We start from the raw sequence: 23539 nt of genomic DNA, 5'->3' as shown, positions 1-23539 counted from the left end.
CGGATAGGAGCGTGAAGCAGATGTCAGTGCTGATAAAGGGTGGCCGCATCGCCATCGCCGCCGGCAATTGCGTCAGGGAGGGTCTTCGGTGAGCGACGATACCAGGGAGATCTACGAGCGCGCCCGACTCGGGCAGAGCGTTACCCCGGGCTCGCACCCGGCCGTGCTGGTCGTCGACTTCAGCCGCGGCTTCACCGACCCCGAGTCCACCATGGGCTCGGACCTCACCGAAGAAGTCGGGGCGACGAACCGCCTCCTCGCCGCCGCGCGCGAGAAGGACATACCCGTCATCTTCACAACCATCGGTTTCGAATCGAACCTGAAGGACGGCTCCCTCTGGCTCCAGAAGGCGCCCGGCCTGGCGGAGCTCCAAGTCGGCGGGAAATGGGTCGAGATAGACCCGCGCCTCGAACGCAGGGAAGGGGAGACCGTGATCTTGAAGAAAGGAGCTTCGGCCTTCTTCGGCACGAACCTCCCCTCCATCCTGGTCTCCCAGAACGTTGACACCATCGTCCTCTGCGGCGCGACGACGAGCGGCTGCATCCGGGCGACGGCCGTCGACCTCCTGCAGTACGGCTACCCTACGCTGGTCCCGCGCGAGTGCGTCGGGGACCGGGCCCAGGCGCCGCACGAGGCCAACCTGGTCGACATACAGGCCAAGTACGCCGACGTGGTCTCCGTCGAGGACGCCCTCTCGTATCTGGAGGGCGTCGCAGAGAAGGTCGAAGCCAGGAAGTAGAAGGAACAAGATCGAACGGAGGGCAATGGAGAGCTGGAGGAACCGCAAGACCCTGATCCTGAGCCGCACCGACATGATGGGCCTGCTGGAGCCAGGAGAGTACAACGACCGCGTCGAGCACGCCTACCGGATGCACGGCGAGGGCCGCTACTACATGGAGCCCAAGGGCCACATCGTCCTCGACAAGTACCCCGGCGAGTGGGAGGTGATGCCCTCCTACATCGAGGAGCCCGAGGCCGCCGCCTGCAAGTGGGTCTCCATCCGCGAGGAGAACCGCGCGAAATTCGACCTACCTACCGTGTTCTCGATCCTGATCTACACCCACCCGGAGACCGGCTTCCCGCTCGCCATCTGCGACGGGAGCTACCACACCGTCATGCGCACGGGCTCCGCGGCGGCAGTCTCAGCCAAACACCTCGCCCGCCCGGACAGCAAGACGCTCGCCATCGTAGGGGCCGGGAACATGGCCGAAGGGGTCCTTGCGACCTGCGACGAGGTCTTCGCCTGGGAAGACGTCCGCGTCTGGAGCCGCTCGCAAGACACTCTGAATGAATTCGTGGCCACACAACAGCCCAAGTACCAGCGGTTCGAGATCCGGGCCTCGACGAACCTCGAAGAGGTCGTACGTGGCGCCGACGTCGTCGTCACCGTCACGCCCGCGCGCGGCCCGATAGTCGAGAGCGCCTGGATCTCCGAGGGCACCCACATCGCGGCCGTGGGCGCGGATAAGGAAGGCGACCAGGAACTCGACCCCCGGATTCTCACACGGGCCCGCATCTTCGTCGACGACATCCGCCAGTGCCGGACGGACGGGGAGATCAACGTCCCCTTGAGCGAGGGCATCATCTCGGAGGAAGACGTCGCAGGCGAGATCGGTCAGGTCGTCGCCGGCAAGCTCCGAGGCCGCACCTCGGAGGGCGAGATAACCGTCTTCGACTCTACCGGCTTCGCCCTCCAGGACTCGGCGACCGTCCCGCTGGAGTACGAGCGGGCCCTCGCCGCCGGGGTCGGCATCGAGAAGAAGATGATCTCGAACTGAAAGGAGGCTTCAGGTATCAGGTTTGATCTGACTGTCGGTGACACCTCCGTCGGGCGTGGAGCCCCCGCGTCACGTGTCCGTCGGGCCTCGTGACCGGGACGACTATTAGGGAGGATGGATTGCCGCCGGAGACCGATGCTACGTCCATTATCGTGGAGGCGTTCGAGCCGCTGGCGGGTAAGCGGCTCCTGGACATCGGCTGCGGCTCCGGCGCCCTGGCGCGTTTGTTGTCGGACCGGGGGGCGCACGTTGGCGGGGTAGACCCCAACGCACAAGCGCTGGCGCTCGCGCGTGAGGCGGTACCCGGGGGGACGTTTCACGTGGCCGGCGCGGAGTCGCTCCCTTTCGCGGACGACTCTTTTGACGGCGCGGTCTTCCTCAACTCCTTCCACCACGTCCCAAAGCCCGCCATGCGCCAGGCTCTCCACGAGGCGGCCCGCGTCGTAGAGCCGGCGGGGCCCATAGTCGTCGTCGAGCCCCTCGCCGAGGGCTCGTTCTTCTTCGCGTTGCGTCCGGTGGAAGACGAGACGGAGGTTCGCACCGCCGCGCAGTACGCTCTCCGTCAGGCCGTCGAGAGCGGAGCGTTCGAGCAGCAAAGACGCGTGGACTATCTGCGGCGCGAACTGTTCGAGGGCCTGGAGCAGTTCCTGGCCCGCGTCGTCGCCGTGGATCCGGCCCGCGCGCCGGTGGTGGCAGAGAACCGCCCCGAGATCGAAGCCGCCTTCAGGCTCCACGCGCGCGTCGCCGACGGCCGCACGACCCTCGAGCAGCCCATGCGCGCCCACGTTCTGAGACCCAAAACCTGAAGTCCACATAGAGGGCTGAAAGCTGACGGCTGATAGCTGACAGCGCGGAATGCAGTGGCATGTAGCCACTGCATTCCGCTTTAGTACCTGCCCACGAGCAGGCCGCCGTCCACCACGAGGACCTGGCCGGTGAGGTAGCGGGCGGCGTCGGAGGCTAGAAAGAGGATCACGTCGGCGACGTCCTCCGGCTCTCCGACCCTGCCCATCGGTATGAACTCGGCGGCCTTCTCCAGTCCCTCGGGACCTAGCGAGTGCTTTTCGGAGAGGGCCTGGGCGGTACGAATGTAGCCCGGGGCTATGCCGTTGACCTTTATCCCGTCGCGGGCGAGTTCCACGGCGAGGCCACGAACCAGGCCGACGATGCCGGCCTTGGCGGCCGAGTACTGGACGTGCTCGTCCCACCCGTAGGCGACGCCCATGATGGAGGAGACCGCGATCATGCTCCCCCTGCCCGCCTCCCGCATGGCCGGGGCCGCCGCCCGGCAGACCCGCATGACGCCCTTGAGGTCGATCTCGTGGGTGTGGTCCCACTTCTCGTCGGTGAGCTCGGCGAGGGGCACCTTGTGGGCGATACCGGCGTTCGCCACCACGCAACCGAGCGGCCCGTAGCGCTCCTCGGCCCCGGAGACGACGCGCTCGACCTCCCCGGTGCTCGTCACGTCGAGGTGGTGGTACTCGGCCTCGCCGCCCCCTTCCGCGATCTCCTGGGCCAACCTCTGTCCCTCGCCGTCGAGCACGTCGGTAACGATCACCCGGTAGCCCGCGCCGGCGAAGGCGCGGGCCGTGGCCGCGCCGATACCGATGCCGGAGCCTGTGATCAGGACCGTCTCTCTCCCCGAGTTCTCCACACGAACCTCGCTCCTCTAAACGGATCTTCCTCTGGCCCTCACAGCATCACGTCCCCGGAGTTGGGGCCGAGCGTCTGCCCCACGTAGAGCGCGGCCCCGTCGGAGGCGAGGAAGGAGACGGTCTCGGCGACCTCCCAGGGCTCTCCGAAGCGCCCCAGGGGGAGCTCCGCCGCCTTGTTGTGGCGCCACTCCTCGGAGAGGCCGAGGACGAGGTCCGTGTTGATCGGGCCCGGCGCCACCGCGTTTACCCTGACACCCCGCGCCGAGACCTCGCGCGCCAGCGACTTCGTCAGGCCGATGATGCCGGCCTTCGCAGCACTATAGTGGCAGAGCTCCACACCCCCGATCTGGCCGAGCTGCGAGGCGACGTTGACGATCACGCCCCCGCCCCCCGAGAGCATCTCGGGCAGCACGGCGCTGGTGCACAAGAACGTCCCGCGCAAATGGACGCCGATCATGCGGTCGAAGTCTTCTACGGTCAGGTCAACGAACAGCTTCTGCTGGCCGTAGCCGGCGTTGTTGACCAGGATCTCGACCGGCCCGAACGCCTCCCGCGCCCTCTCCACGATCCTGCCCACGGCCTCCGAGTCCGAGACGTCACCGGGGGCGCTCGTGGCCTCCCCCCCGGCTTCCTCTATCCCGGCCACGACCTCCTCTGCGCTGGCGTCCTTAAGGTCGTTGACGACGACGCGCTCCCCGTCCTTCGCCAGCTTCTCGGCGATGGCGCGGCCTATACCGCTGCCCGCGCCCGTGATCAGGGCGACCCGGGAGCGTTCGAGCGCCATTACCCACCTCCTTTGCTGGGTCCTCAACTACGGCGGGGTGGGCCGACTTTGGCCCACCCCGCTCCCCTATCTGGTGCCGGTGGCGCCGATCACGTCACCCGGGCCACCGTGGAATCCGCATCCGTCACCTCGGACTGATGCGGGCCCTTCACGTCGCGGGTGCCAAGCATGAGGAAGGCAGAGAGGAACGTCGCGACGGCGCCGGCAAGAAAAGCCGTGAGCACCACGCTCAGGCCCAGGCCGGTGAACAGGCTGAACAGGGCAGACCCGACGATCGCGCCGGCCGGGCCCATGGCGTTGACGAACGAGGAACCCGTGCCGCGCACCCGGGTCGGGAACGACTCGCCCATGAAGAACAGGAGCGCCGCGTAGGGGCCGATTATGAAGAAGAGGCCGACGGTGTACATCGTGAGCACGAAGGCTGTCGAATCCGGCCCGAACAGCATGAGGGTGTAGGCCAGGGACGAGATCAGCCAGCCGCCCGCGATGGTCAGGCGCCGCCCGAGGCGGTCCCCGACGAACCCGTGGCAGAGGTAGCCGATGTACGCCGCCGCGTTGGAGATGACGAGTATGATCAGGGAGCTAGAGAACTCAACGCCCTTGCCCTCCGTGAGCACGGTGGTGCCGAGCACGGCGAAGACCTGGATGCCGACCCAGTTGCAGAGCATGGCCAGGCTTATAAAGATGGTGTGCTTCCTGAGGTCGGGCTCGAAGAGCTGCTTGAAGGTCGACTCTTCGGAGTGGTGGACGTCTATGTCGAAGCCCCGCCCGAACTCGACGGCCTCCTCGTGACGCCCCTCCCTTTCCAACTTCTTGACGTACTTCATGGCCTGGAACTTCGGGGATTCCCGAAGCTTGATGGCGAGGACGGCGATCACGATCGCCGGGAAGGTGGCCACGAGAAAGGTGTTGCGCCACCCGATGGCGGGCAACAACACGGCGGACAGCGCGGCCCCAAGCAAAACCCCGATCGGCCACCCACCCTGCACCAGGCTGTAGATGAACCCCCGCCGAGGGTGGTTGCCGTACATCTCGTTTAGGTACGTCGCGTTTACGGCCTGCTCGGAATACCCGAGGCCGGAGAAGGTCCTCACTACGGTCATGTAGGCCCCCGCGATGCTCGCGGGCGCCAGGGCCGTGAGGCCGGAGCTTATGGCCGCGCCGACGGTGGCGATTACTAGAGACGGCTTCCTGCCCAGGTAGTCGAGCATCGGCCCAACCGCCAACGCCACAAGGATGGTCCCTATAGCTACAAGAGTAACAATAAAGGTGCCGAACGAGGTCGACCACCCGAACTCCTCGGAGATGACCGGAAGCAACGCCCCGAACAACGTGTAGTCGTAGACGGAGAAGACCCACGCCAGAAAGCAGACGACCGAAGAGTAGATCAGGGTCTTGTTGGTGATGTTGGTGTCGATCGCCGGGGCGTCGGCGGGCACCCTACCTGAGTTTCCGGCAGTGTCCCCACCCCCACGGCCTGGTCGGTCAACCATACTCGCGGTCCTCCTTTTCTAGTCCCTCACCATCCGGTGGCCCGACGCTACGCGCTATTCACGCCACCGCACCAGACACCCAAACGGCAAGATAGCCAAACCACGCTAATTTGTCAAACAAAAGCCCTTGGCCCCGATCACCCGGGCTTCGTCGGGACGCGCGAACGTCCTTCGCGGATCTTTTTCGGGCCTCTGGGATCGGCGTTGATCGGGAGCTCGTCGTCGCCTGATGCGGTGTGTGGTCCGCGCGAGGGGAGAGATGGGGACGGAAGATCCGCGGACAATGAAACGGAAGTTCCGACACGAGATGGAAAATGGCCTTAGAATTCCTTTTCAAGGCTATCTCGAAGGAGCGGTGACATGGGCACAGCGGCTGGTTCGGAGGAGACGCGCAAGAGTCCCAAGACTTACCAGCAGATAATCATGCACATCAGGGGCGCCATCTCGTCCGGCGAGCTGCGTCCCGGAGACAGGCTGCCACCGGAGACCGAGTTGGCCCGGAGCCTCGGGGTCAGCCGGCCGACGGTCCGGGAGGCCCTCAAGGTGCTGGAGGCGCTCAACCTGCTGGAGAGCTCGACGGGACCGACGGGCGGCACGTTCGTCAGGGCGTTCAGCGGGGTGGGGGTGGCGGACAGCCTCAAGGACTCCATAACGCTGCTGCTCGACGTGGACGAGTTGAGCCTCGAAGAGTTGTGGGCGGCGCGGGAGGCCATAGAGACGCGGGCGGTCGGGCTGGCCGCCGTCCGGCGAACGGAGGGGGACCTCGCGACGATGTGGGGGACCATCGAGAGCGACGAGTACAGAGAGTTCGACGATTACTTCCCCGACATAACGTTCCACAGGGCCATCGCTGACGCCTCAGGGAACAGGCTGCTCAGCCTGTTCATGCTCTCCATCCACCTGACGCTCAGGACGCTCGCCGAACGCTACGTCCTGCCGTCCAAATCCAAGCAGGTATCCCAGGATCAGCACCGCCTGGTCTACGAGGCCATACTCGACCGCGACGAGAAGTTGGCGAGGGCCCGGATGGAGGAACACCTACGGATGGCGTACGAGGTCTACCGGCACGCGGTGCCCAGGAGCGCGGAAGACCTTCCCGCCCAGAGAGCCGGGTACGCCTCTACAGACGTTCCCCCAGACGGTTTCCGGCCCGGGGCGTCCTGAAAGCAGCCCGTCGAGGAGGTGAGTTAGGATAGGCGCCCTGGCGACTTCGGTTCTGCATTACGCCTTGTGGCCCTCGCTCACCTTCGCGATATTGGCCTTGTGGACCTTTGGGATACTGGACATCGACCGTCACAGGCGCAGGGGCACGTCCACGAGCGCGGGGTTGCTGTGCATGGCCGGCTGCGTCTCGCTCGTCGCGGTCTTCGCCATGGCCGGCATCGGCGCGGTCTTCGCGGAGCCCTGGGCCGAAGTCGTCGCGACAGCCGGTACCGACGGGCGGGAAGCCGGCGAACTCGGGGGCCCGGCTCGCGCCCACATCTTCAGTTTCGGCTTGGAGAACGCGTCCTACGCGCCGGCCGATCCTACGGGCGAGGATGGGAGCGGTAAGGCCAGGTAAGGCCGCAAGGGGCCGCCGGACCCGGGGACTCACGCCGCCCGTCTTCGGGGCGGCAGGTCCCTGGCGTAGGTCCGCTTCGGGTGGTCCGGCCCCGTCAGCCATCGCGGCGGTGAGATCCCTGGATCTACAGGCTAACGACGCCCAGAAGCATCAGGACCAGGACGACCACCAGCGAGACCAGGGTCAGGATCCCCCAGATGATCGTAACCTTGTTGCTTCGCACGGCCGCCTCCCCGCTCTGGAACGTCTCCTCACGAGACTCGCTGTCCGAATACTACCGGAACAGAGAGGACCGGAGCCCCGAAGGTCCCCATCCCGATCCCAAGGCAACGGCCGGCAAGTTCTATCAGCCTTCCGGTTCCAGCCGACATACAGGACGACCGGGGCCCCGATCAAGGCCAGGGGCAAGGACCGGGACGTCGACCGAGCGGAACCGCGTGCCGGGGCCGCGGGCTTTGGAAATTTGACACGAAACGACGGCCAATAGAGTTCATCAAGTACCGGCCAGGGCCCACCCCGACAGCAAGAGCACCTCCGAATAGAATCAATCTCTACGCCGTCCTTGACACGATTACCACAAAGTGGTAATCGTTCCTTGTATGACAACCGCGAGCGCTATACGCAACACGAGGATCGGAGGCGCGGCCTTACGGCCTTCGGGACTTTCGGGCGTATTTCATCGTCGGCGTCGCGGCCTCCTCGACTTTTTCGGCGGCCGGAAGGTGAAGCTTCGCGGCCTTCCTGGATCTTCGCGGCTCACACCCTATTTGATCGGTGAATCGGACGATTTTGAGTCCCGGAATCGGTTGAACTGGTGGTCTTACGGAGCTTTTGCCAGGAAAGGCCAGCTGGAAGGCAACCAGTACCTGGCCGGCCGACGCGCGCCGCCCCTCCTGCACCGGTAACCGCTAGAGCCGCGCCTTACGCAGGAGGTATTAAATGTCGACCCGGCCCAACGTCGTGGTCATCGTCTCGGACACCTTCCGTCGAGACCATCTAGGAGCATACGGAAACACCGCTATTCATACGCCCAACCTCGACGCGTTCGCCCGCCAGTCGGCGGTCTTCGACCACCACGTGGTGTCGTCTTTCCCGACCATGCCGGCGCGGGCCGACATCCTTACCGGGACTTTTTCGTACACCCACATGGGCTGGGAGCCCTTGCCCGGGCACCTGACGACCCTGCCCGAGGTCATGTCGAGGGCCGGCTACGCGACGATGGGGGTCGTCGACACGCCCTTCTACATAAGGAACGGCTTCGGCTACGACAGGGGCTTCGACGACTTCATCTGGGTCAGGGGCCAGGGCGACGACACCAGGCCCCAGGAGCGCTCCGACGCCCGCTCGACGTGGACCAGGGAAGAGGACAGGCTCGTGGCCCGCACCATGACCGAGGCCGAGAGGTGGCTGGAGCGCCACCGCGACGACGGGCCCTTCTTTCTGTACGTCGACACCTGGGACCCGCACGAGCCCTGGGACGCCCCCGACTACTACACCGAGCAGTATAGGAAGGGTTACGACGGGACCCAGATCTACCCGGCCTACGGCGACTGGCGGGAGGCCGGCCTCACCGAGGACGACGTGGGGCTGGCGCACGCGACGTACTGCGGGGAGGTGACGATGGTGGACTTCTGGATCGGGAGGTTCCTGGGCAAGCTCGACGCCCTGAACCTCACGGACGACACCATAGTCGTCTTCACCTCAGACCACGGCTTCTACTTCGGCGAGCACGGCTACTTCGGCAAGGCAGAGTGGATCAACGACCAGAACGCCGTCCTGGCCGAGGACTCGGTAGTCCCTGACTGGTTACCCGAGTCGTGGCTGCTCACCGTAGGATGGTCGCCCCTCTACAAGGAGCTGACGAACGTACCCCTGATGGTCCGCGCTCCCGGACTGGAGCCCGGCCGCCGGTCGGCGTTGACGACCGCGCCCGACCTCGCGCCCACGGTCCTCGACCTCGCGGGCGTCAGGCGTCCCCCTTCCATGCAGGGAGAGTCGTTCGGGGACGTTCTGGTCGGAGATAGGGACGAGCACCGGCCTTTCGTCGTCAGCTCGTGGCCGCTTTACATGGCGGCGGGCGAGTTCACCACCGCGGTAGATTCCCGGCCCCGGCGCATCGCGAGCTACATGCCCATGACCGTGACCACCCGCGAGCGGTCCCTCATCCTCGGCGGCCCCGCCTACATGCCCGAGCTCTACGACCTCGTTAGCGACCCCGGAGAGCAGTCGAACGTGTGGGAGTCCGGCATCGAGGAGGGCGCCGGGCTGGGAGAGCGGGCGCTCTCGTTCCTGGAGCGGCAGGGAACGCCGGAGCTTTACCTGGCCCCCCGCCGCCTCGCCCTAAAGAGGTTCGCGCCGGACTTCACGCGGGGTTCCGGCCCGAAGTTGGCCGACAACGAACAGCGCCGGATGCACAACGCAAGCGAGGAGGCCGTATGAGCGTCCAAGTAGAGACCATACGCACCGTCGAGGTCCCGACCCGCATCGTGCACGGACAGGGGGCCATCGGCAGGCTGGGCGGGATCGTGGAGGAGTTGGGCGTGAGGCGCCCGTTGCTCGTAACCGACGCGGGCGTGGCCGCCGCCGGTCTTGCGGAGAAGGCCGTCGGGCGCCTCACGGACGCCGTAGTCTTCGACGGGGTCAGGCCGAACCCCGACGTGGAACTGATCGGACGGGCGCGCGAGGTCTACCGGAACGAGGGCTGCGACGGGCTCGTGGCCTTAGGCGGCGGCAGCTCGATGGACACGGCCAAGGGGGTCGGGATCGAGGTCACGGGCGGCGGGTCGATCCTGGATTACGAGGACGGCGGGAAGCCCATCACGCGGCGCGTGCCGCCGCTCGTGACCGTGCCGACGACCGCCGGGACCGGCAGCGAGGTCACGCTGTGGGCCGTCATTACCGACCACGAACGCAAGATCAAGTTCAACGTCGGCGGCACGGCCCTGATCGGCGCCCACGTGGCGCTCGTGGACCCGGCCCTGATGGCGGGCCTGCCGACCGCCATCACGGCGGCTACGGGGATGGACGCGCTCTCGCACGGGATCGAGTGCTACACCTGCGACTACCACCAGCCCTTCACCGACTCCTTCGCCCTGACCGCCATCGAGTACGTGGCGCGGTGGCTGCGGGCAGCCTGCGAGGACGGCTCGAACATGGAGGCCCGCACGTTCATGGCGCACGCGGCCACGTTCGGAGGGATGGCCTACGGCACGGAGAGCGCGGGGGCCGCCCACGCCATGAGCCAGTCGGCGGGGGGCGTCCACGACTGCCCCCACGGCGCCCTGACGGCCCGCGTCCTCGGCCCGGTGTGCGAGTACAACGCCCCGGCCGACCCCGGGCGCTACGCGCGCATCGCGCTCGCCATGGGCGCGGACACCAGGAGACTCGACCCGCTGGAGGCCGCGCGGGCGGGTATCGAGGAGCTCTACCGCCTGACCGAGGACGTGGGCATCCCGACGATGGAAGAGCTGGGCTTCTCGGAAGACGAGATCCCCATGCTCGCCCGGATCGCCCACGAGGACCCGCAGACGATCGGCAACCCCCGCGAGGTCACGGTCGCCGACTACGAGGAGATCTACCGCAACGCCTTCGCGAGGGGGAAGTGATGTACACGCAGACCAAAGACTACGCGATGTACGTCGCCGGCGGGTGGGCCGGCGGCGAGTCCGAAGCCCGCATAGAGGCCACGAGCCCGGCGACCGGCGAGCGGATCGGGAGCGTACCAGAAGGGACCCGCGGGGACGTCCGCCGGGCGATAGCCGCGGCGAACCGGGCCTGGCCGGAATGGGCCGCCCTCTCCGCGTTCGAGCGCGCCGCGGCGATGGCCCGGATCGCGCGGACCATCGAGGAGCGCCGCGACGACCTGGCGGAGACGTTGACCCTGGATCAGGGCAAGCCGCTGGCGGCCGAATCCTACGACGAGGTGGACGAGCTGATCGAGTACTTCCGAATGGCGAGCGCCGACGCCACGCGGCTCGAAGGCTCGATGCCGCCCTCGATCGATGCCGGAAAGCGGGTCTTCCTCTACCGCGTCCCGCGCGGGGTTGTAGGCGTGATCTCGCCCTGGAACTGGCCCTACACCATGCCGGCCGAGGCGCTGGCCCCGGCCCTCGCCTCCGGCAACGCCGTCGTCTGGAACCCCGCCTCGACGACCTCGGTCTGCGCGGTCAAGCTCGCCGAGTGCATAGTGGACGCCGAACTCCCGCCCGGCGTCTTCAACCTGGTCACCGGCCACGGAACCGTCGTCGGCGACGAGGTGGCCGCCAACCCCGGCACCCAGGCCGTCGCCTTTATCGGGTCTATCGAGACCGGGCAGAAGGTGGCCGCGAGGGCCGCCGGGAAGGCGCTTCTCCTGGAGATGGGGGGCAACGGGCCGATGGTGATCCTGGACGACGCCGACCTTGCGGTCGCCGCGGAGGAGAGCCTCACATCGGCCTTCCTCGGGGCGGGGCAGAGCTGCACCGCCGGGGAGCGCTTCCTGGTTCACGAGGGGATCTTCGACGACTTTATCGAGAGGCTCGGCCTCGCCATCGAGCGCGGGGTCCGTCTGGGCGACCCCTTCGCCCCGGACACGACGCTCGGGCCCCTCAACAACGAGCCGACGGCCGAGAAGATGGACCGGCATATCTCCGACGCGCTCGAGCGCGGCGCGGAGTTGATCTCCGGCGGCTCCCGCGCCGAGGGCTACCCAACGGACCTCTACTACCGTCCGACCGTGCTCGGCAAGGTCACCGGCGAGATGCGGGTCTCCAGGGAAGAGACCTTCGGCCCCATAATCCCCGCGACCGTTATCCACGACGAGCAGGAGGCGATCAGATCCGTCAACTCCTCGCCTTACGGCCTGCTCTCAGCGGTCTTTACCCGGGACCTGGCGAGGGGCCTGCGCTTCGCCGAGGCGGTGCGGACCGGCTGGGTCAACATCAACGCCTCCTCCAACCACTGGGAGAGCCACCTCCCCTTCGGCGGGCGAGCAGGCTCGAAATCCGGCGTGGGACGCGTAGGTGGCCGCTACCCGATGGAGACCTTCACCGAGTTCAAGACCGTCATAATGAACGTGGGGTAGCCGTCAGCCTTCGGCCCGCTGCGGCCTGCTCCGCAGGCCTCCGCTGTCAGCTGTCAGCTATTTTGCTGAATGCTGATCGCTGACGGCTGAAAGCTCTAAACGCGGAATCCGAGACAGCGCGAGATCTCCGCCGCGGCCTCGACGGTGAGCCCGCCAACCTCGTCGAACGACTCCTCCGGTAGCCGGAACGCAGGCCCCGACACGCTCACCGCGGCCACGACCGCACCCTGGGCGCAACGGATCGGCGCGGCAACCGCGTTGAGACCGTCCTCCAGTTCCTCGACGGTGTGCCAGTAGCCCCTGTCCCTGCTGGCGCGTAGCTCTTCCTTGAGGGCGGCTGGTTCCACGATGGTGCTCCCGGTGTAGCGCTGCAGCGGCTTTCTGGACAGGCGACGCCGCTGGTCTTCGGGCATGTAGTGCAGGAAGATTTTGCCCGCCGCCGTGGCGTGCAGCGGCGTGTGCTGGCCCTCCCAGCTCACGCTCAAGGCGGAAGAACCCGAGTTGCTCTGGTGGAGGATGATGCCGTCGTCGCCCTCCAGGACGGCGACGGTGACCGTCTCCCGCGTCTGTTCGGCCAGGCGGTCGCAAACCGGTCGGGAACAGCGCGCGACGTCCAGGTCCGCCGTAACCGAGCTGGCGAGCGCGACGAGACCGAAACCGAGCCTGTACTTCTCGGTCGCGGCGTCCTGCTCCACCAGACCCCGGTCTCTCAGCGTGGTGAGCAACCGGTAGGCGGTCGACTTGTGGATCTTTAGCTCGTTGGCCACCTCCGTCACGCCGGACCACCCCCGCCGCGACAGGAGCTCCAGAACGGTAATCGCCCGGTCGACAGACTGGACGAAAGCGTTTCTGCGCTTCACTGTCTCCATGACGGCGTATTCTACACCCCGCCGCGCGGCCGAACCCGCCCCACCAGGGAGACGAGTCCGAGAGAGGGCCTCATCTCCCGGCCGCCGCGGGTAGGAGCGTGCCGTCGTCCACGTGGCGAAACCAGTCCCAGGCCACGCGGGGGGCCTCGCCGTCCACGTTGGGCGCGCCGCGACCGGCCGCCGCGTCCCCGGCATCGACCGTGCGCAACTCGACGCTGAACCGGGCGACGCCCGTAGAGTTCGGGACGCTGGCGTGCAAGTGCGCCCCCGAGAAGCACAGGAGGTCCCCGGGCTCGATCACCGGCCGCAGCTCTGAGGCGGTGTCCACGGTTTCGGTAGGCCCGGGCACCACGGGGGCGCCCGACCTGCCGGCCCTGATCTCCTCAAGATCCCACCCTCCGCTGGTGTTCTCGAGGGGCCTGTCCCAGTACTCCCCGTAGAAAGCTATGGTGCGTCCCGCGGTAATCGGGTAGATCGGGGCCCACCAGTTGGTCTGCGCGTATACGTTGGAAGACCAGGTGTCGCGGTGGAAGCCCAACTTGGCGGTTCGGCGGCCGGCGTGCTCCTCGCCGTGGGGCGAAACGCGCAGGTGCAACCAGTCCCCGAAGGTTCGCCCCAGTTCCACCCCGACGTGCCCGAGCGCCGCGAGGAAGAGTTCCCTGGCCGCGCCGTCCTTCCGGAACCGCTTCTGGAGCGTCTCTACCCTGGAAAGGTACTCGTCCCGGTCGAACTCCGACTGCGCCCTCACCGGGTCCCCGGTCTGGAAGACTTCCCGGATCAGGGCATCCGTCAACGCGCAGAACTCTTCCATCGGGGGCACCTTCTTGAAGACGAGCAGGTCACCACCGTAGACCGACTCGCGCCGCGCACCGTCCTCGAGCGCGCCCGAGACTACCCTCAGGATCGACACAAGGTCCCCTCTCTCAAGCTCATAGGTCCGCTTCCTCGACCCTCCGCAAGCTGGTCTACCAGAACGGCCTCACGTCGGGCACCCGCGAAAAATATTGGGAACGACCGTTCTGCTCCCGGGCCCGCCCGTCGACGCCTCCGGCCGGTGAGGGACGCCTCCGGGAGGGGCGTCGCAGGCGATCCAGGCCGAAGAGGCTTATGTCGTGGCGCGTCATACCGGTCTCGGCCAGGTCGGCCATGATCTCGCCTATCACGCTGGCGAACTTGTAGCCGTGCCCCGAGCAGGGCGAGGCGAACGAGACCTGCTCGTAGTCCGGGTGCAGGTCGATGACGAAGTGGTTGTCGGGCGTGTTGGTGAACATGCAGGTTTGCAGGTCCATCGTCGGCCCGCAGCCGTCGGGAAAGTAGCGCTCGGCGAAATCCCGCAGCAACCGTTCGTCGTAGTCGTGGGTCTCGCGGTCGAGTGTCTCGGGATCTACGACCTCTTCGAGGTGGTGGTACTTCCCGAACTTGAAGCCGGGGACGCCGAAGACCGGGAAGCCGTAGAAGCGTCCCTCGTCAACGAGCAGGTTGAAGACGGGGAAGTCGCCGGGCCGGAAGCGTTCGGGGCGGGTGGGCTGGAGCCAGGCCAGGACCTGCCTCTCGGGGACGGCGAGGCCGTCGAGCACGTCGAGAAGCTCGCCGTCCCAGGCGCCGGCGGTGACGATGAGCTTCTCCGCCTCGTAGGCGCCGCGGTCCGTGCGAACCCGCACCCCGCCCTCCAGCGGCTCCCACTCGAGGACCCTCTCGCGGGCGTGGATCTCGGCCCCGTGCGCCTGCGCGCCCGTCACGTAGGAGACTATGCACTTCTCGGGCGTGAGGAAGCCGCCCTCGGGTTGAACGAGCGCGAGGTGGGTCGGGGGCAGGCGGTATCCGGGGTGGCGGCGGTGCAGCTCGGCGCCGGTGACGACCTCGTGGGGAAGGTCGTGCAGCTTGCAGGACTCCCACGAGCCCTTGAAGACCCAGGAGTCCTCGGGGCCCGCGTCAACGGACCCCGTGATGTGCAGGAGACGCTCGCCGGACGTTAGTTGGATCTCGCGCCACAGCTCGTAGGCCCGCTTGAGGAGCAACACGTAGGAAGGGTGCTCGTAGTAGGCCAGCCGGATTATGCGGGTGTGGCCGTGCGAGGACCCCATCGAGTGCGGGATGCCGAAACGCTCGAGACCCAGCACCCGCCTGCCGCGCCGGGCGAGGTAGTAGCACGCGGCGCTCCCCATCCCCCCCACGCCGACGACGATGGCGTCGTAGCGGCCGGAGTAGGTGACGCTCACGAGCCGGGGCCCCCGTTGGTCGACCGCCCGGGCGCGCCCGGACGGGTGCCCGCCACCGCGCGCGACGCTGGCCCGGGCCGGTGCCCGTCTTCCGTGGGCCCCGAGCGGACGCGGGCGTTCTCCGGGTCGAAGAAGGGCGTCGGGGAGACTTTGGCGGGTACGGGGCGGCCGTTTACCTCGACGATGAGGTTGTTGCCGGGCCAGGAGTGGGCCGTGTCCACGTAGGCCATCGCGAGCATCCGGCCGACGGTGTGGCCCATGGCGCTGGAGGTCACGCGCCCGACCTGCCTCTCCCCGGGCATGACGGCATCCTCGTACTCGCCGGCCTCGGCTCCCGTCTCTATCATCTCGCGAAACGTCGCCACGTCGCCGACGCCGTGGACTTTCGCGCCCGACGCGGCCGGCACCGCGCTCTCCAGGGTCAGGCCGACCCAGCGCCTCTCAAGGCCCCTCTCCTGGAGGCGCAGCAGGGCCTCGCGTCCGACGAAGTCGCGCTTGCCGAAGCGGATCCAGCGCGAGAGACCCACGTGGAACGGGGTGTCGTCCTCGCTTATGTCGGGGCCGTAGAGCGGCAGGCTCTTCTCGATGCGCAAGGACTGCATCGCCTCGACGCCGTAGGGCCTGAGGTCGAACTCGCGGCCTTTCTCCAGGAGGAATTCCCACAGGACCCCGGCCTGGTCAGCCGGGGTATATAGCTCGTAGCCGAGCTCCCCCGTGTATCCGGAGCGGGAGACCAGGAGCTCGACCTCCCCGATGCGGCACGGGGCGAAGCGGAAGAAGCGGAGCCCGTCGAGGTCCACGTCGTCCACGAGGCTCTTGAGGAAACCCCGGGAGCGCGGACCCTGGACGACCGGGAGGGCCACCGCCGCGGTCACGTCGGTCGCGTAGGCGCTCGCGCCCCTGGCGTGGTCGGAGATCCAACGAAAGGTCTTGAGGCGCGGCCCCGAGCTGGCGACGATCATGAAGTGCTCGTCGTCGAACTTGTATACGGTCACGTCGTCGACGATGCCGCCCCGCTCGTTGCACATCGTCGAGTAGCGCAACTGCCCCGGCTCCATGTCCTGGACCTCGTTGACGAGCAGGCGCCTGACGAGCCTCTCGGCCCCTGGCCCCTTTATGTCCACCTCCCCCATCGTCGAGAGGTCCTGCATCCCGACGTTGCGGCGCACGTTGAGGTGCTCCTCGACGGGCGAGGTGTACGAGGCCGGGAACATAAAGCCCCCGCCCCCCCTGACCACGTTCCTCGCCGAACGGAGGTGGAAGTCGTACAGCGGCGTTCTTCTCTCGGTCATCGGAAGGTCCTTTCGCTCCCCGCGGAAGCATCGACAGAGATAGTACCGTCTTTCACAACAAAACTTGCCTTGCCGTCTTCCATCACGAGAGGCCCACGATCTCGCCGTTCTCGTCTATGTCTATGCGCGTGGCGGCCGGCGTTGCGCTCAGGCCCGGCATGGTCCTCATCTCTCCGCACAGCGGGTAGATAAAGCCGGCGCCCACGGAGGCGCGCACCTCCCGCACCGGGAGCGTCCAACCTTTCGGCGCCCCGAGGAGCGTCGGGTCCGAGGAGATGGAGAGGTGCGTCTTCGCCATGCACACGGGCAGGTTCCCGAAACCGTTCTTCTCGTAGGAGTCGAGCTGCTGGGAGGCCTTCATGTCGTAGGCCACGCCGTCGGCCCCGTAGACCTTCGTGGCTATGGTCTCTATCTTCTCCCTGAGGCTCGCCTCCTCGGGGTAGAGGAAGCCGAACTCGGTGGGCTCTTCGGAGGCTTCGGCGACGGCTTCGGCCAGGTCGGTCGCGCCGGCACCGCCCTCGGAGAAATGGTTGGCGACGGCGACGCGCGCCCCGGTCTCCTCGGCGATCTCGCGAATGGCGGCGTGCTCGGAGTCGTGGTCGGTCGGGAAGGCGTTGATCGCCACGACGGGCGAGACGCCGTGCAGCCTTATGTTCTCGATCTGCTTTCTCAGGTTGTCAGCCCCGGCGAACACGTCGTCGGGGTTCTCCTCCAGCAGCTCGGGGGGCAGCGGACGTCCGGCGACGACCTCGAACCTGCCGGAGTGGGCCTTGAGGGCGCGCACGGTGGCCACCAGCACCGCCGCGTCGGCCTTGAGCCCCGAGTAGCGGCACTTGATGTTGAAGAAACGCTCGGCGCCCATGTCCGCGCCAAAGCCCGCTTCGGTGATCAGGTAATCCCCACCCCTTATGCCGATCCTGTCCGCCACGATGGAGGAGTTGCCCGTGGCGATGTTGCCGAAGGGGCCGGCGTGGACCAGCACCGGCGTGTTCTCCAGCGTCTGCATCAGGTTCGGCTTTATCGCCTCCTTCAGCATCACCGCCATGGCGCCGGCGGCCTTCAGGTCTTCTGCCGTTATCGGCTCGCCGTCCACGGTGTTCCCGATCACGATGCGGCCGAGCCTCTCCCTCAGATCCCGCAAGGAGGTGGAGAGCGCGAGGATCGCCATGACCTCCGAGGCGGCCGTGATGTCGAAGCCGGTCTCGCGCGGGATACCGTCCGTTCGCGGTCCGAGGCCGACGATGATGTTGCGCAGGGCGCGGTCGTTGACGTCGAGGACCCGCCGCCAGGTGATGCTGTGCCGGTCCACGTGGAAAAAGTCGTCGTTCTGGTGGACGTGGTTGTCTATCATGGCCGAGAGCAGGTTGTGGGCCGACGTGACCGCGTGCGTGTCCCCGGTCAGGTGGAGGTTGAGCATCTCCATCGGCACGACCTGACTGTAGCCGCCGCCCGCGGCGCCCCCCTTTATGCCGAACGTCGGCCCCATCGCCGGCTGGCGCACCGCGACCGTCGCCGTCTTCCCGAGGTGGGAGAAAGCCTGCCCCAGGCCCACCGTCGTCGTCGTCTTTCCCTCCCCGAGCGGCGTCGGCGTTATGGCGGAGACCACCACGTATTTCGCCCTCGGCCGGTCCGAGAGTTCCTCGATGGCTTCGAGCTTCACCTTCGCCACGGCGTCGCCGTAGGGCTCCAGCAAGTGCGGGCCTATGCCCATGGTCCCGGCTACCTCGGGCAGCGGCCTCAGCTTCGACCGGCGGGCGATCTCGAGGTCGTTCGGAAACTCTTTTGTCGGGAAGGTCATACGGTGGACTCCTCGTGTCTCTCCTCGCGGGGCGTCGCCCCGAATCGTTCCAGCGCCCCGCGTCGCCACGCCTCGGTCTGTTCCACCTCGTTGAACGTGTAGACGTGGAAACCGCGCACCTTGAGTTCCGGGTGGTCCAGAGAGACGCCCTCGACCAGGGCGTCCGGGCTGTAGCCGCCCGGCATAAACATCCGCCAGAACCAGTTGCCGTACTTCTGCAGGAAGCGGGCCGACTCGCCGAGGCCTATCTTCGACGAGATCCGCACGAGCTTCGTCATGCTCACGGCGCCTGGCATCCCGACGTAGATCGGGAGCCCGACACCCCGCCGGCGCACCCGCAAGACCCATTCGTTGATGATCCTCGTATCGAAGCAGATCTGGCTGGCGATGTAGGTCGCGTGGGGCTCCTTCTGGAACATGGCCTGTATGGTGACCTCGTCGCTGATAAGCGGATGGCTCTCCGGGTATCCGGTGATGCCCACCTCATCGAGACCGTGCCCGATCTCGTCCATCGCCCGGAGCAGCGCGCCGGATCCCTCGAACTCGCCGGCGGGCTCGGGCGCGTCGCCGGCCACCACGAAGACGTCCCGAACGCCCACCTCGCGCAGCCGGGCGAGGATCTCGCCCAGCTCCGCCCCGTCCCGGATGAGCCGCGCCGAGAGGTGAGGGGCGACCGCGAAACCCTCCGCAGAGAGTCGCCCGGCAAGGTCCAGGGTGGGTTCGAGGCCCTTCCTGGGCGAGGCCGTCACCGTGATCTTGATGTGCTTCGGGACGTGCTCGACGACCCCGTCCTCGATACCGGGGAGCGGGATCACCTCGTACCTCGGCCTCCGCAGCGCCCCGACCAGCGCGCCTCTCCTGTCCTGCATCACACGAACCTCTACCTGTCGCCCAGGCGATCCCGCCATCGCTTCTCGTCGCTGTCCGGCTATGCCCCCTTGCTGGAGCTCGTGGCGCTCAACGTCTGCTCGGCGTGCTCGGGCTTGAAGAAGACCCGGTCGGCCACGACGGCCGGGACCGTCTCCTCCGGGCGCTCCACCGTAAGCTCGGTGCCGATCTCGCCGTACTCGACGGGCACCATGGCGAAACCGATGTTCTTCCGCAGGCGCGGGGAGTAGCAACCGGAGGTCACCTTGCCTATCCTCTCGCCGTCCGCAAGCACGGGGAAGTAGTCGATCATGGAGCCGTCGTTGTACGAGCCGAGGTTCGCGCCCCCGATCTCCACACCCACAAGCTTGCGGCTGACGCCCTCCTCGCTGACCTTCTTGAGCGCCTCCCTGCCCACGAAGTTCTGCTCCTGCTCCAGTTCGACCATCCACTTGTAGCCGTAGCCGACCTCGTAGGGGTTGGTGTCGTACCACATGTCGCAACCGAGGGCGAGGATGCCGCCCTCGATCCTGCGGATGTGGCAAGGCCCGATGGGGGAAAGCCCGTACGGCTCGCCGGCCTGCATCACGCGGTCCCAGAGCTTGAGCCCGTCGCGGCCGGCGTTCTTGAGGTAGAGCTCGTAACCGAGCTCCCCGGAGTAACCGGTGCGGGAGATGACGAGCTCCATCCCGTCGAGCTCGTGGTGCTCCATGTAGTAGTAGGGCACGTCGAGGATTCCCTCGCCGAAAAGGTCTGTCATGACCTCCTTGGATTTGGGCCCCTGGACCTGCATCGGGCCGACGTCGGGCTCCCGGATCTGGACGTTCATCCCGGAGTTGTAGGCGAGGCCCTGGGCCCACAAGAGCACGTCGCTGTCGGCCAGCGAGAGCCAGAAGTGGTTCTCGTCCAGTCGCAGGAGGACCGGGTCGTTGATGATGCCGCCCTCGGCGTTCGTGATAAAGGCGTACTTGCACTGCCCAACGGCGCACTTGTTGAGGTCGCGCGGGGTGAGCATGTTCGTGAATTCGAAGGCGTCGGGGCCGGTGATCTCGACCTGCCGCTCCGCCCCCCCCACGTCCCACAACGTGACGCCTTCGAGGAGCTGCCAGTACTCCTCCACCGGGTCCCTGTAGTGGCGCGGGTGGTAGTGGTGGTTGTAGACGCTGTACTTCTGGACCCCGTGCCGGCGCGAGCCGTAGAAGTAAGGGGACTTGAAGATCCTCGTGTACTGCAGGATGCCCGGGTTCTCGTTTACCGCCATAGCGGACGACTCCTCTCCTGGTTCTCTGCGGCCCTCCGACAGGGCCGCCCGTGCGCTTCACCTATCAGGGTCTCAACTACTTCGCCGCATCCATCCCTCCCTCGTGTACTTCTCGTCCTCGACGGGATGCCGTCCGGCGAACCCGAGGCGCTCGCGTGTTGCGTGCTCGTCACCGGCCAGGCTCCTCAGCCGCGCATCCGCTTCATCGCCGGGTCGAAGAGCGGCTCCCCGGCCACCGTCGCGCCGTGGCGTTCGCCGAAGTACTCGACCTCGACCTTCTGGCCCTCCTCCGAGAGTGCGGGCGGCAGCCAGGCGTAGGCGATGCTCTGCCCGATGGAGTACCCGTAGGCCGCGCTGGTGACGTAACCGACCGGCGCCCCGTCCGCGTAGACGGGCTCGCCGCCCATGACCACGACGTTCGGGTCGTCGAGTAGCAGGCACGAGAGCCTGCGCCGCGGCCCTTCCTGCCTGCGGCGTAGCAGCGCCTCCCTGCCGACGAAGTCGCCCTTGTCGGGCTTCACCGCGAAGCCGAGGCCGGCCTCGTAGGGGTCGTGCTCGGTGGTCATGTCAGCGCCCCACGACCGGTAGCCTTTCTCGAGCCTCAGGCCGTTGAAGGCCCCGCGGCCGGCGGGGATCAGGCCGAGCGGCCTTCCCGCCCGGTAGAGGAGATCCCAGAGCCTCAACCCCAGGTCTGCGGAGGCGTAGAGCTCCCACCCGAGCTCGCCGACGTAGGAGACCCGCAGGGCCACGACCGGCACCTCGCCGACGTGGATCCTCCTGGCCTTGAAGAACCCGAACGCCTCGTTGGAGAGGTCGTCGGGGCTGAGCTCCTGCACGAGCTCTCTGGCGTAGGGACCCCAGACCCCGACGCAGCAGGTCCCGCCCGAGATGTCCCGCACCCGCACGGAGCCGTCGTCCGGCAGGTGCCGCCCCATCCACTCGATGTCCCGCGGTCCGTTGAGGCCTAGCTGGAAGTGGTCCTCCGCGAGCCGCGCGACGGTGATGTCGCTCCTCACGCCGGCCTTCCCGTCGAGCATCAGGGTGTAGGTGACGCTGCCCACGGGCCTGTCGAGCTGGTTTGTGTTGAGCTTTTGCAGGAACCGAAGCGCCCCCGGTCCCGTGACCTCGGCCTTCTTGAGCGAGGCCATGTCGAAGAGGGCGACCCTCTCGCGGGCGGCGAGGTGCTCGGCCCCCACGATGGGCGACCAGTAGCGCCCGGCCCACTCCTCCATCTCGGGAACTTCGTACTCGGCGAGCAGCGAATCGTTGGCCCCGTACCACTGCGGGCGCTCCCAGCCGGAGGCCTCTAGGAAGTACGCGCCGAGCTCCTTCTGGCGGATGTAGAAGGGGCTCGTCCTGAGGGGACGCGGCTCCTCCATCGGCTGCTGGGGGTGGATGATGTCGTAGACCTCCTGGAAGGACTGCGAGCTGCGCGCGAGCACGTAGGACGGGCTCCTCTGGAACTCGTCGAAGCGGTGGACGTCCACCGCGCTCGGGTCGATGCTCGGGGCGCCGTCGGTCATCCACTCCGCGATCATCCTTGCCGCGCCCGCCGCGTGGGTGACCCACACTGCCTCGGCCATCCAGAAGCCGCGCGCCTCCCTGGACTCGCCGAGCAGGGACCCGCCGTCGGGCGTGAAGGAGAAGAGCCCGTTTATGCCCCGCTCTATCTGCGTCTCCCGCAGGGCCGGCATCAGCCTCCGCGACTCCTCCCACGGCCCCTCGAAGTCCTCGGGCGTGAAAGGCATGAGCGAGGGCATGGTCTCTCCGGCTTCGTACCCCCCGATCTTTTCCGGCGAGACGGGCATCGAGCGGTGCCTGTAGGAGCCGATCCCGTACCGCTCCCCCTCCTGCCGGAAGTACATGGAGTGGTCCTGGTGCCTGAGGATGACGTGATCCGACTCCTCGGAGTCCGCCTCCAGCCCAGGCACGGGCGTGGTCCACGCGTACTGGTGCTGCATCGGCGTCAGGAGCGGCACGAAGGCCCCCGCCATCCGCCCGACCCTGGGCCCCCACATCCCGGCGCAACTCAAGATGTTCTCGGTCTCGATGCGACCGCGCGATGTCTCGACCGCCCTGACGCGCCCGTTGCGAACCTCTACCCCAGTAACCTCGGTCTCGCCGTAGAACTTCGCGCCCCGGCCCCGGGCCTCGCGGGCCATCGCCTCGCTGACCCGCACGCCCTTCGCAAGCCCGTCGGAGGGGACGTAGAGGCCGCCGTAGATCCTATCCTTGTCCAGCAGCGGGCTCTTCTCGGCGCACTCCGTGGGCGAGAGCAACCCCGACTCCACCCCCCAGGAGGTCGCGATGCCGTGCTTCCTCTTGAGGTCTTTCAGGCGCTCCGGTGTCGCCGCGACCTCGATGCTTCCGACGGGATAGAAGCAAGGCTCGCCGTCCACATCCAGCCCCGAGTACCGCTTTACGCCGTAGGCCGCGAGCTCCGTCATGGTCTTGGACGGGTTGGTCTGGAAGACGAGCCCGGGGGCGTGCGAGGTCGAACCGCCCGCCTCGAAAAGCGGGCCCTGGTCCAAGACCACGACGTCCCGCCACCCCAGCCCCGTCAGGTGCTCGGCGGCGCTGCAGCCAACGATGCCGGCCCCGATGACCACCACGCTCGCACTGTGTTCCACGGCCGATCCTCCGTCCGCTCCGCCGTCGCCCCGCGTGATCGAGAGAGAATAGACCGCGCCCCCGCCGATCGGGGCCCGTCGCCGGTTCCTGTTGCGTATTGCGCACCGTTTTCCTATATACGGCACTAGTAACATATGTCCGCAAGTGAGTCAAGGGTGGTCGAGCCTTCCGATGGCGCGCCACCTCTCGGCGGCCCCTGGCGGCACGGGAAGCGGGGGCCGAGGGCGCTCGGCGCCCCGGGCCGTTTCGAGGAACAGTGTGGGGGTTGC

The 23539-nt window shown here is 67.3% G+C and carries 19 protein-coding genes; 8 read left to right on the top strand and 11 right to left on the bottom strand.

The features are described from left to right. Positions 1–88: 88 nt before the first annotated feature. From GBA63_RS03950 to GBA63_RS03940, 3 genes are all read left to right on the top strand, one after another. Positions 89–739: an isochorismatase family protein gene (locus GBA63_RS03950; protein WP_166173667.1), complete on the top strand. Its 651-nt coding sequence runs from the start codon at positions 89–91 to the stop codon at positions 737–739. Between the two features lie 25 nt (positions 740–764). Beyond that, positions 765–1778 (top strand): ornithine cyclodeaminase family protein, encoded by a 1014-nt coding sequence (locus GBA63_RS03945; protein ID WP_166173665.1) that lies wholly within the window; start codon positions 765–767, stop codon positions 1776–1778. Positions 1779–1897: 119 nt separating this feature from the next. Next, positions 1898–2584 (top strand): class I SAM-dependent methyltransferase, encoded by a 687-nt coding sequence (locus tag GBA63_RS03940; protein ID WP_166173663.1) that lies wholly within the window; start codon positions 1898–1900, stop codon positions 2582–2584. Between the two features lie 80 nt (positions 2585–2664). On the opposite strand, the gene GBA63_RS03935 is transcribed toward GBA63_RS03940, so the two are convergent. The 3 genes from GBA63_RS03935 to GBA63_RS03925 form a co-directional block, all read right to left on the bottom strand. Next, positions 2665–3432 carry an SDR family NAD(P)-dependent oxidoreductase gene (locus GBA63_RS03935; protein ID WP_166173661.1) on the bottom strand — a complete coding sequence of 256 codons (768 nt, stop codon included), beginning with the start codon at positions 3430–3432 and terminating at the stop codon, positions 2665–2667. 38 nt (positions 3433–3470) lie between these two features. Then, on the bottom strand, positions 3471–4217 hold the full coding sequence (locus GBA63_RS03930) for a 3-oxoacyl-ACP reductase family protein (protein ID WP_166173659.1): 747 nt from the start codon (positions 4215–4217) through the stop codon (positions 3471–3473). A gap of 89 nt (positions 4218–4306) precedes the next feature. Next, positions 4307–5710: an MFS transporter gene (locus GBA63_RS03925; RefSeq protein WP_166173657.1), complete on the bottom strand. Its 1404-nt coding sequence runs from the start codon at positions 5708–5710 to the stop codon at positions 4307–4309. A gap of 360 nt (positions 5711–6070) precedes the next feature. Here GBA63_RS03925 and GBA63_RS03920 point away from each other — a divergent pair, with 360 nt between their 5' ends. The 5 genes from GBA63_RS03920 to GBA63_RS03900 all read left to right on the top strand — a co-directional run bounded on the left by GBA63_RS03920 (position 6071) and on the right by GBA63_RS03900 (position 12333). Beyond that, positions 6071–6874, top strand: a complete 804-nt coding sequence (locus GBA63_RS03920) for a FadR/GntR family transcriptional regulator (RefSeq protein WP_166173655.1) — start codon at positions 6071–6073, stop codon at positions 6872–6874. 97 nt (positions 6875–6971) lie between these two features. Further along, positions 6972–7271 (top strand): hypothetical protein, encoded by a 300-nt coding sequence (locus GBA63_RS03915; protein WP_166173653.1) that lies wholly within the window; start codon positions 6972–6974, stop codon positions 7269–7271. Positions 7272–8210: 939 nt separating this feature from the next. Further along, positions 8211–9710, top strand: a complete 1500-nt coding sequence (locus GBA63_RS03910; protein WP_166173651.1) for a sulfatase — start codon at positions 8211–8213, stop codon at positions 9708–9710. After that, a complete protein-coding gene (locus GBA63_RS03905; RefSeq protein ID WP_166173649.1) occupies positions 9707–10876 on the top strand; it encodes an iron-containing alcohol dehydrogenase in 1170 nt (389 codons plus the stop codon). Before GBA63_RS03910 ends, GBA63_RS03905 begins: the two co-directional genes overlap by 4 nt. Then, the gene (locus GBA63_RS03900; protein ID WP_166173647.1) at positions 10876–12333 is read left to right on the top strand and encodes an aldehyde dehydrogenase family protein; all 1458 of its coding nucleotides are present in this window, start codon (positions 10876–10878) and stop codon (positions 12331–12333) included. Before GBA63_RS03905 ends, GBA63_RS03900 begins: the two co-directional genes overlap by 1 nt. A gap of 95 nt (positions 12334–12428) precedes the next feature. Here GBA63_RS03900 and GBA63_RS03895 read toward each other — a convergent pair whose 3' ends face one another. From GBA63_RS03895 to GBA63_RS03860, 8 genes are all read right to left on the bottom strand, one after another. Beyond that, positions 12429–13202: an IclR family transcriptional regulator gene (locus GBA63_RS03895; protein ID WP_166173645.1), complete on the bottom strand. Its 774-nt coding sequence runs from the start codon at positions 13200–13202 to the stop codon at positions 12429–12431. Between the two features lie 70 nt (positions 13203–13272). Continuing rightward, entirely contained in the window at positions 13273–14112 is an 840-nt protein-coding gene (locus GBA63_RS03890; RefSeq protein ID WP_166173643.1) for a hypothetical protein, read from the bottom strand. A gap of 55 nt (positions 14113–14167) precedes the next feature. Beyond that, positions 14168–15421, bottom strand: a complete 1254-nt coding sequence (gene solA / locus GBA63_RS03885) for an N-methyl-L-tryptophan oxidase (protein ID WP_228282299.1) — start codon at positions 15419–15421, stop codon at positions 14168–14170. Then, the gene (locus GBA63_RS03880) at positions 15418–16713 is read right to left on the bottom strand and encodes an aminomethyltransferase family protein (RefSeq protein WP_166173641.1); all 1296 of its coding nucleotides are present in this window, start codon (positions 16711–16713) and stop codon (positions 15418–15420) included. Before GBA63_RS03880 ends, solA begins: the two co-directional genes overlap by 4 nt. 82 nt (positions 16714–16795) lie before the next feature. After that, positions 16796–18511: a formate--tetrahydrofolate ligase gene (locus GBA63_RS03875; RefSeq protein WP_166173639.1), complete on the bottom strand. Its 1716-nt coding sequence runs from the start codon at positions 18509–18511 to the stop codon at positions 16796–16798. Beyond that, positions 18508–19380 (bottom strand): methylenetetrahydrofolate reductase, encoded by an 873-nt coding sequence (locus GBA63_RS03870; RefSeq protein WP_166173637.1) that lies wholly within the window; start codon positions 19378–19380, stop codon positions 18508–18510. Before GBA63_RS03870 ends, GBA63_RS03875 begins: the two co-directional genes overlap by 4 nt. Before the next feature lie 59 nt (positions 19381–19439). Continuing rightward, a complete protein-coding gene (locus GBA63_RS03865; RefSeq protein WP_166173635.1) occupies positions 19440–20639 on the bottom strand; it encodes a glycine cleavage T C-terminal barrel domain-containing protein in 1200 nt (399 codons plus the stop codon). 185 nt (positions 20640–20824) lie between these two features. Then, entirely contained in the window at positions 20825–23269 is a 2445-nt protein-coding gene (locus tag GBA63_RS03860) for a GcvT family protein (protein ID WP_207957066.1), read from the bottom strand. Between the last annotated feature and the right edge of the window lie 270 nt (positions 23270–23539).

Source organism: Rubrobacter tropicus (assembly GCF_011492945.1).
Taxonomy (GTDB): domain Bacteria; phylum Actinomycetota; class Rubrobacteria; order Rubrobacterales; family Rubrobacteraceae; genus Rubrobacter_D; species Rubrobacter_D tropicus.
This window is presented reverse-complemented; position numbering and strand designations above follow the sequence as displayed.

Excerpts from the sequence above, each read along its gene's own strand:
- GBA63_RS03945 (WP_166173665.1), top strand. The coding sequence starts at position 765 with ATGGAGAGCTGGAGGAACCGCAAGACCCTGATCCTGAGCCGCACCGAC.
- GBA63_RS03930 (WP_166173659.1), bottom strand. The coding sequence starts at position 4,217 with ATGGCGCTCGAACGCTCCCGGGTCGCCCTGATCACGGGCGCGGGCAGC.
- GBA63_RS03925 (WP_166173657.1), bottom strand. The coding sequence starts at position 5,710 with ATGGTTGACCGACCAGGCCGTGGGGGTGGGGACACTGCCGGAAACTCA.
- GBA63_RS03920 (WP_166173655.1), top strand. The coding sequence starts at position 6,071 with ATGGGCACAGCGGCTGGTTCGGAGGAGACGCGCAAGAGTCCCAAGACT.
- GBA63_RS03910 (WP_166173651.1), top strand. The coding sequence starts at position 8,211 with ATGTCGACCCGGCCCAACGTCGTGGTCATCGTCTCGGACACCTTCCGT.
- GBA63_RS03905 (WP_166173649.1), top strand. The coding sequence starts at position 9,707 with ATGAGCGTCCAAGTAGAGACCATACGCACCGTCGAGGTCCCGACCCGC.
- GBA63_RS03900 (WP_166173647.1), top strand. The coding sequence starts at position 10,876 with ATGTACACGCAGACCAAAGACTACGCGATGTACGTCGCCGGCGGGTGG.
- GBA63_RS03895 (WP_166173645.1), bottom strand. The coding sequence starts at position 13,202 with ATGGAGACAGTGAAGCGCAGAAACGCTTTCGTCCAGTCTGTCGACCGG.
- GBA63_RS03880 (WP_166173641.1), bottom strand. The coding sequence starts at position 16,713 with ATGACCGAGAGAAGAACGCCGCTGTACGACTTCCACCTCCGTTCGGCG.
- GBA63_RS03875 (WP_166173639.1), bottom strand. The coding sequence starts at position 18,511 with ATGACCTTCCCGACAAAAGAGTTTCCGAACGACCTCGAGATCGCCCGC.
- GBA63_RS03870 (WP_166173637.1), bottom strand. The coding sequence starts at position 19,380 with ATGCAGGACAGGAGAGGCGCGCTGGTCGGGGCGCTGCGGAGGCCGAGG.
- GBA63_RS03865 (WP_166173635.1), bottom strand. The coding sequence starts at position 20,639 with ATGGCGGTAAACGAGAACCCGGGCATCCTGCAGTACACGAGGATCTTC.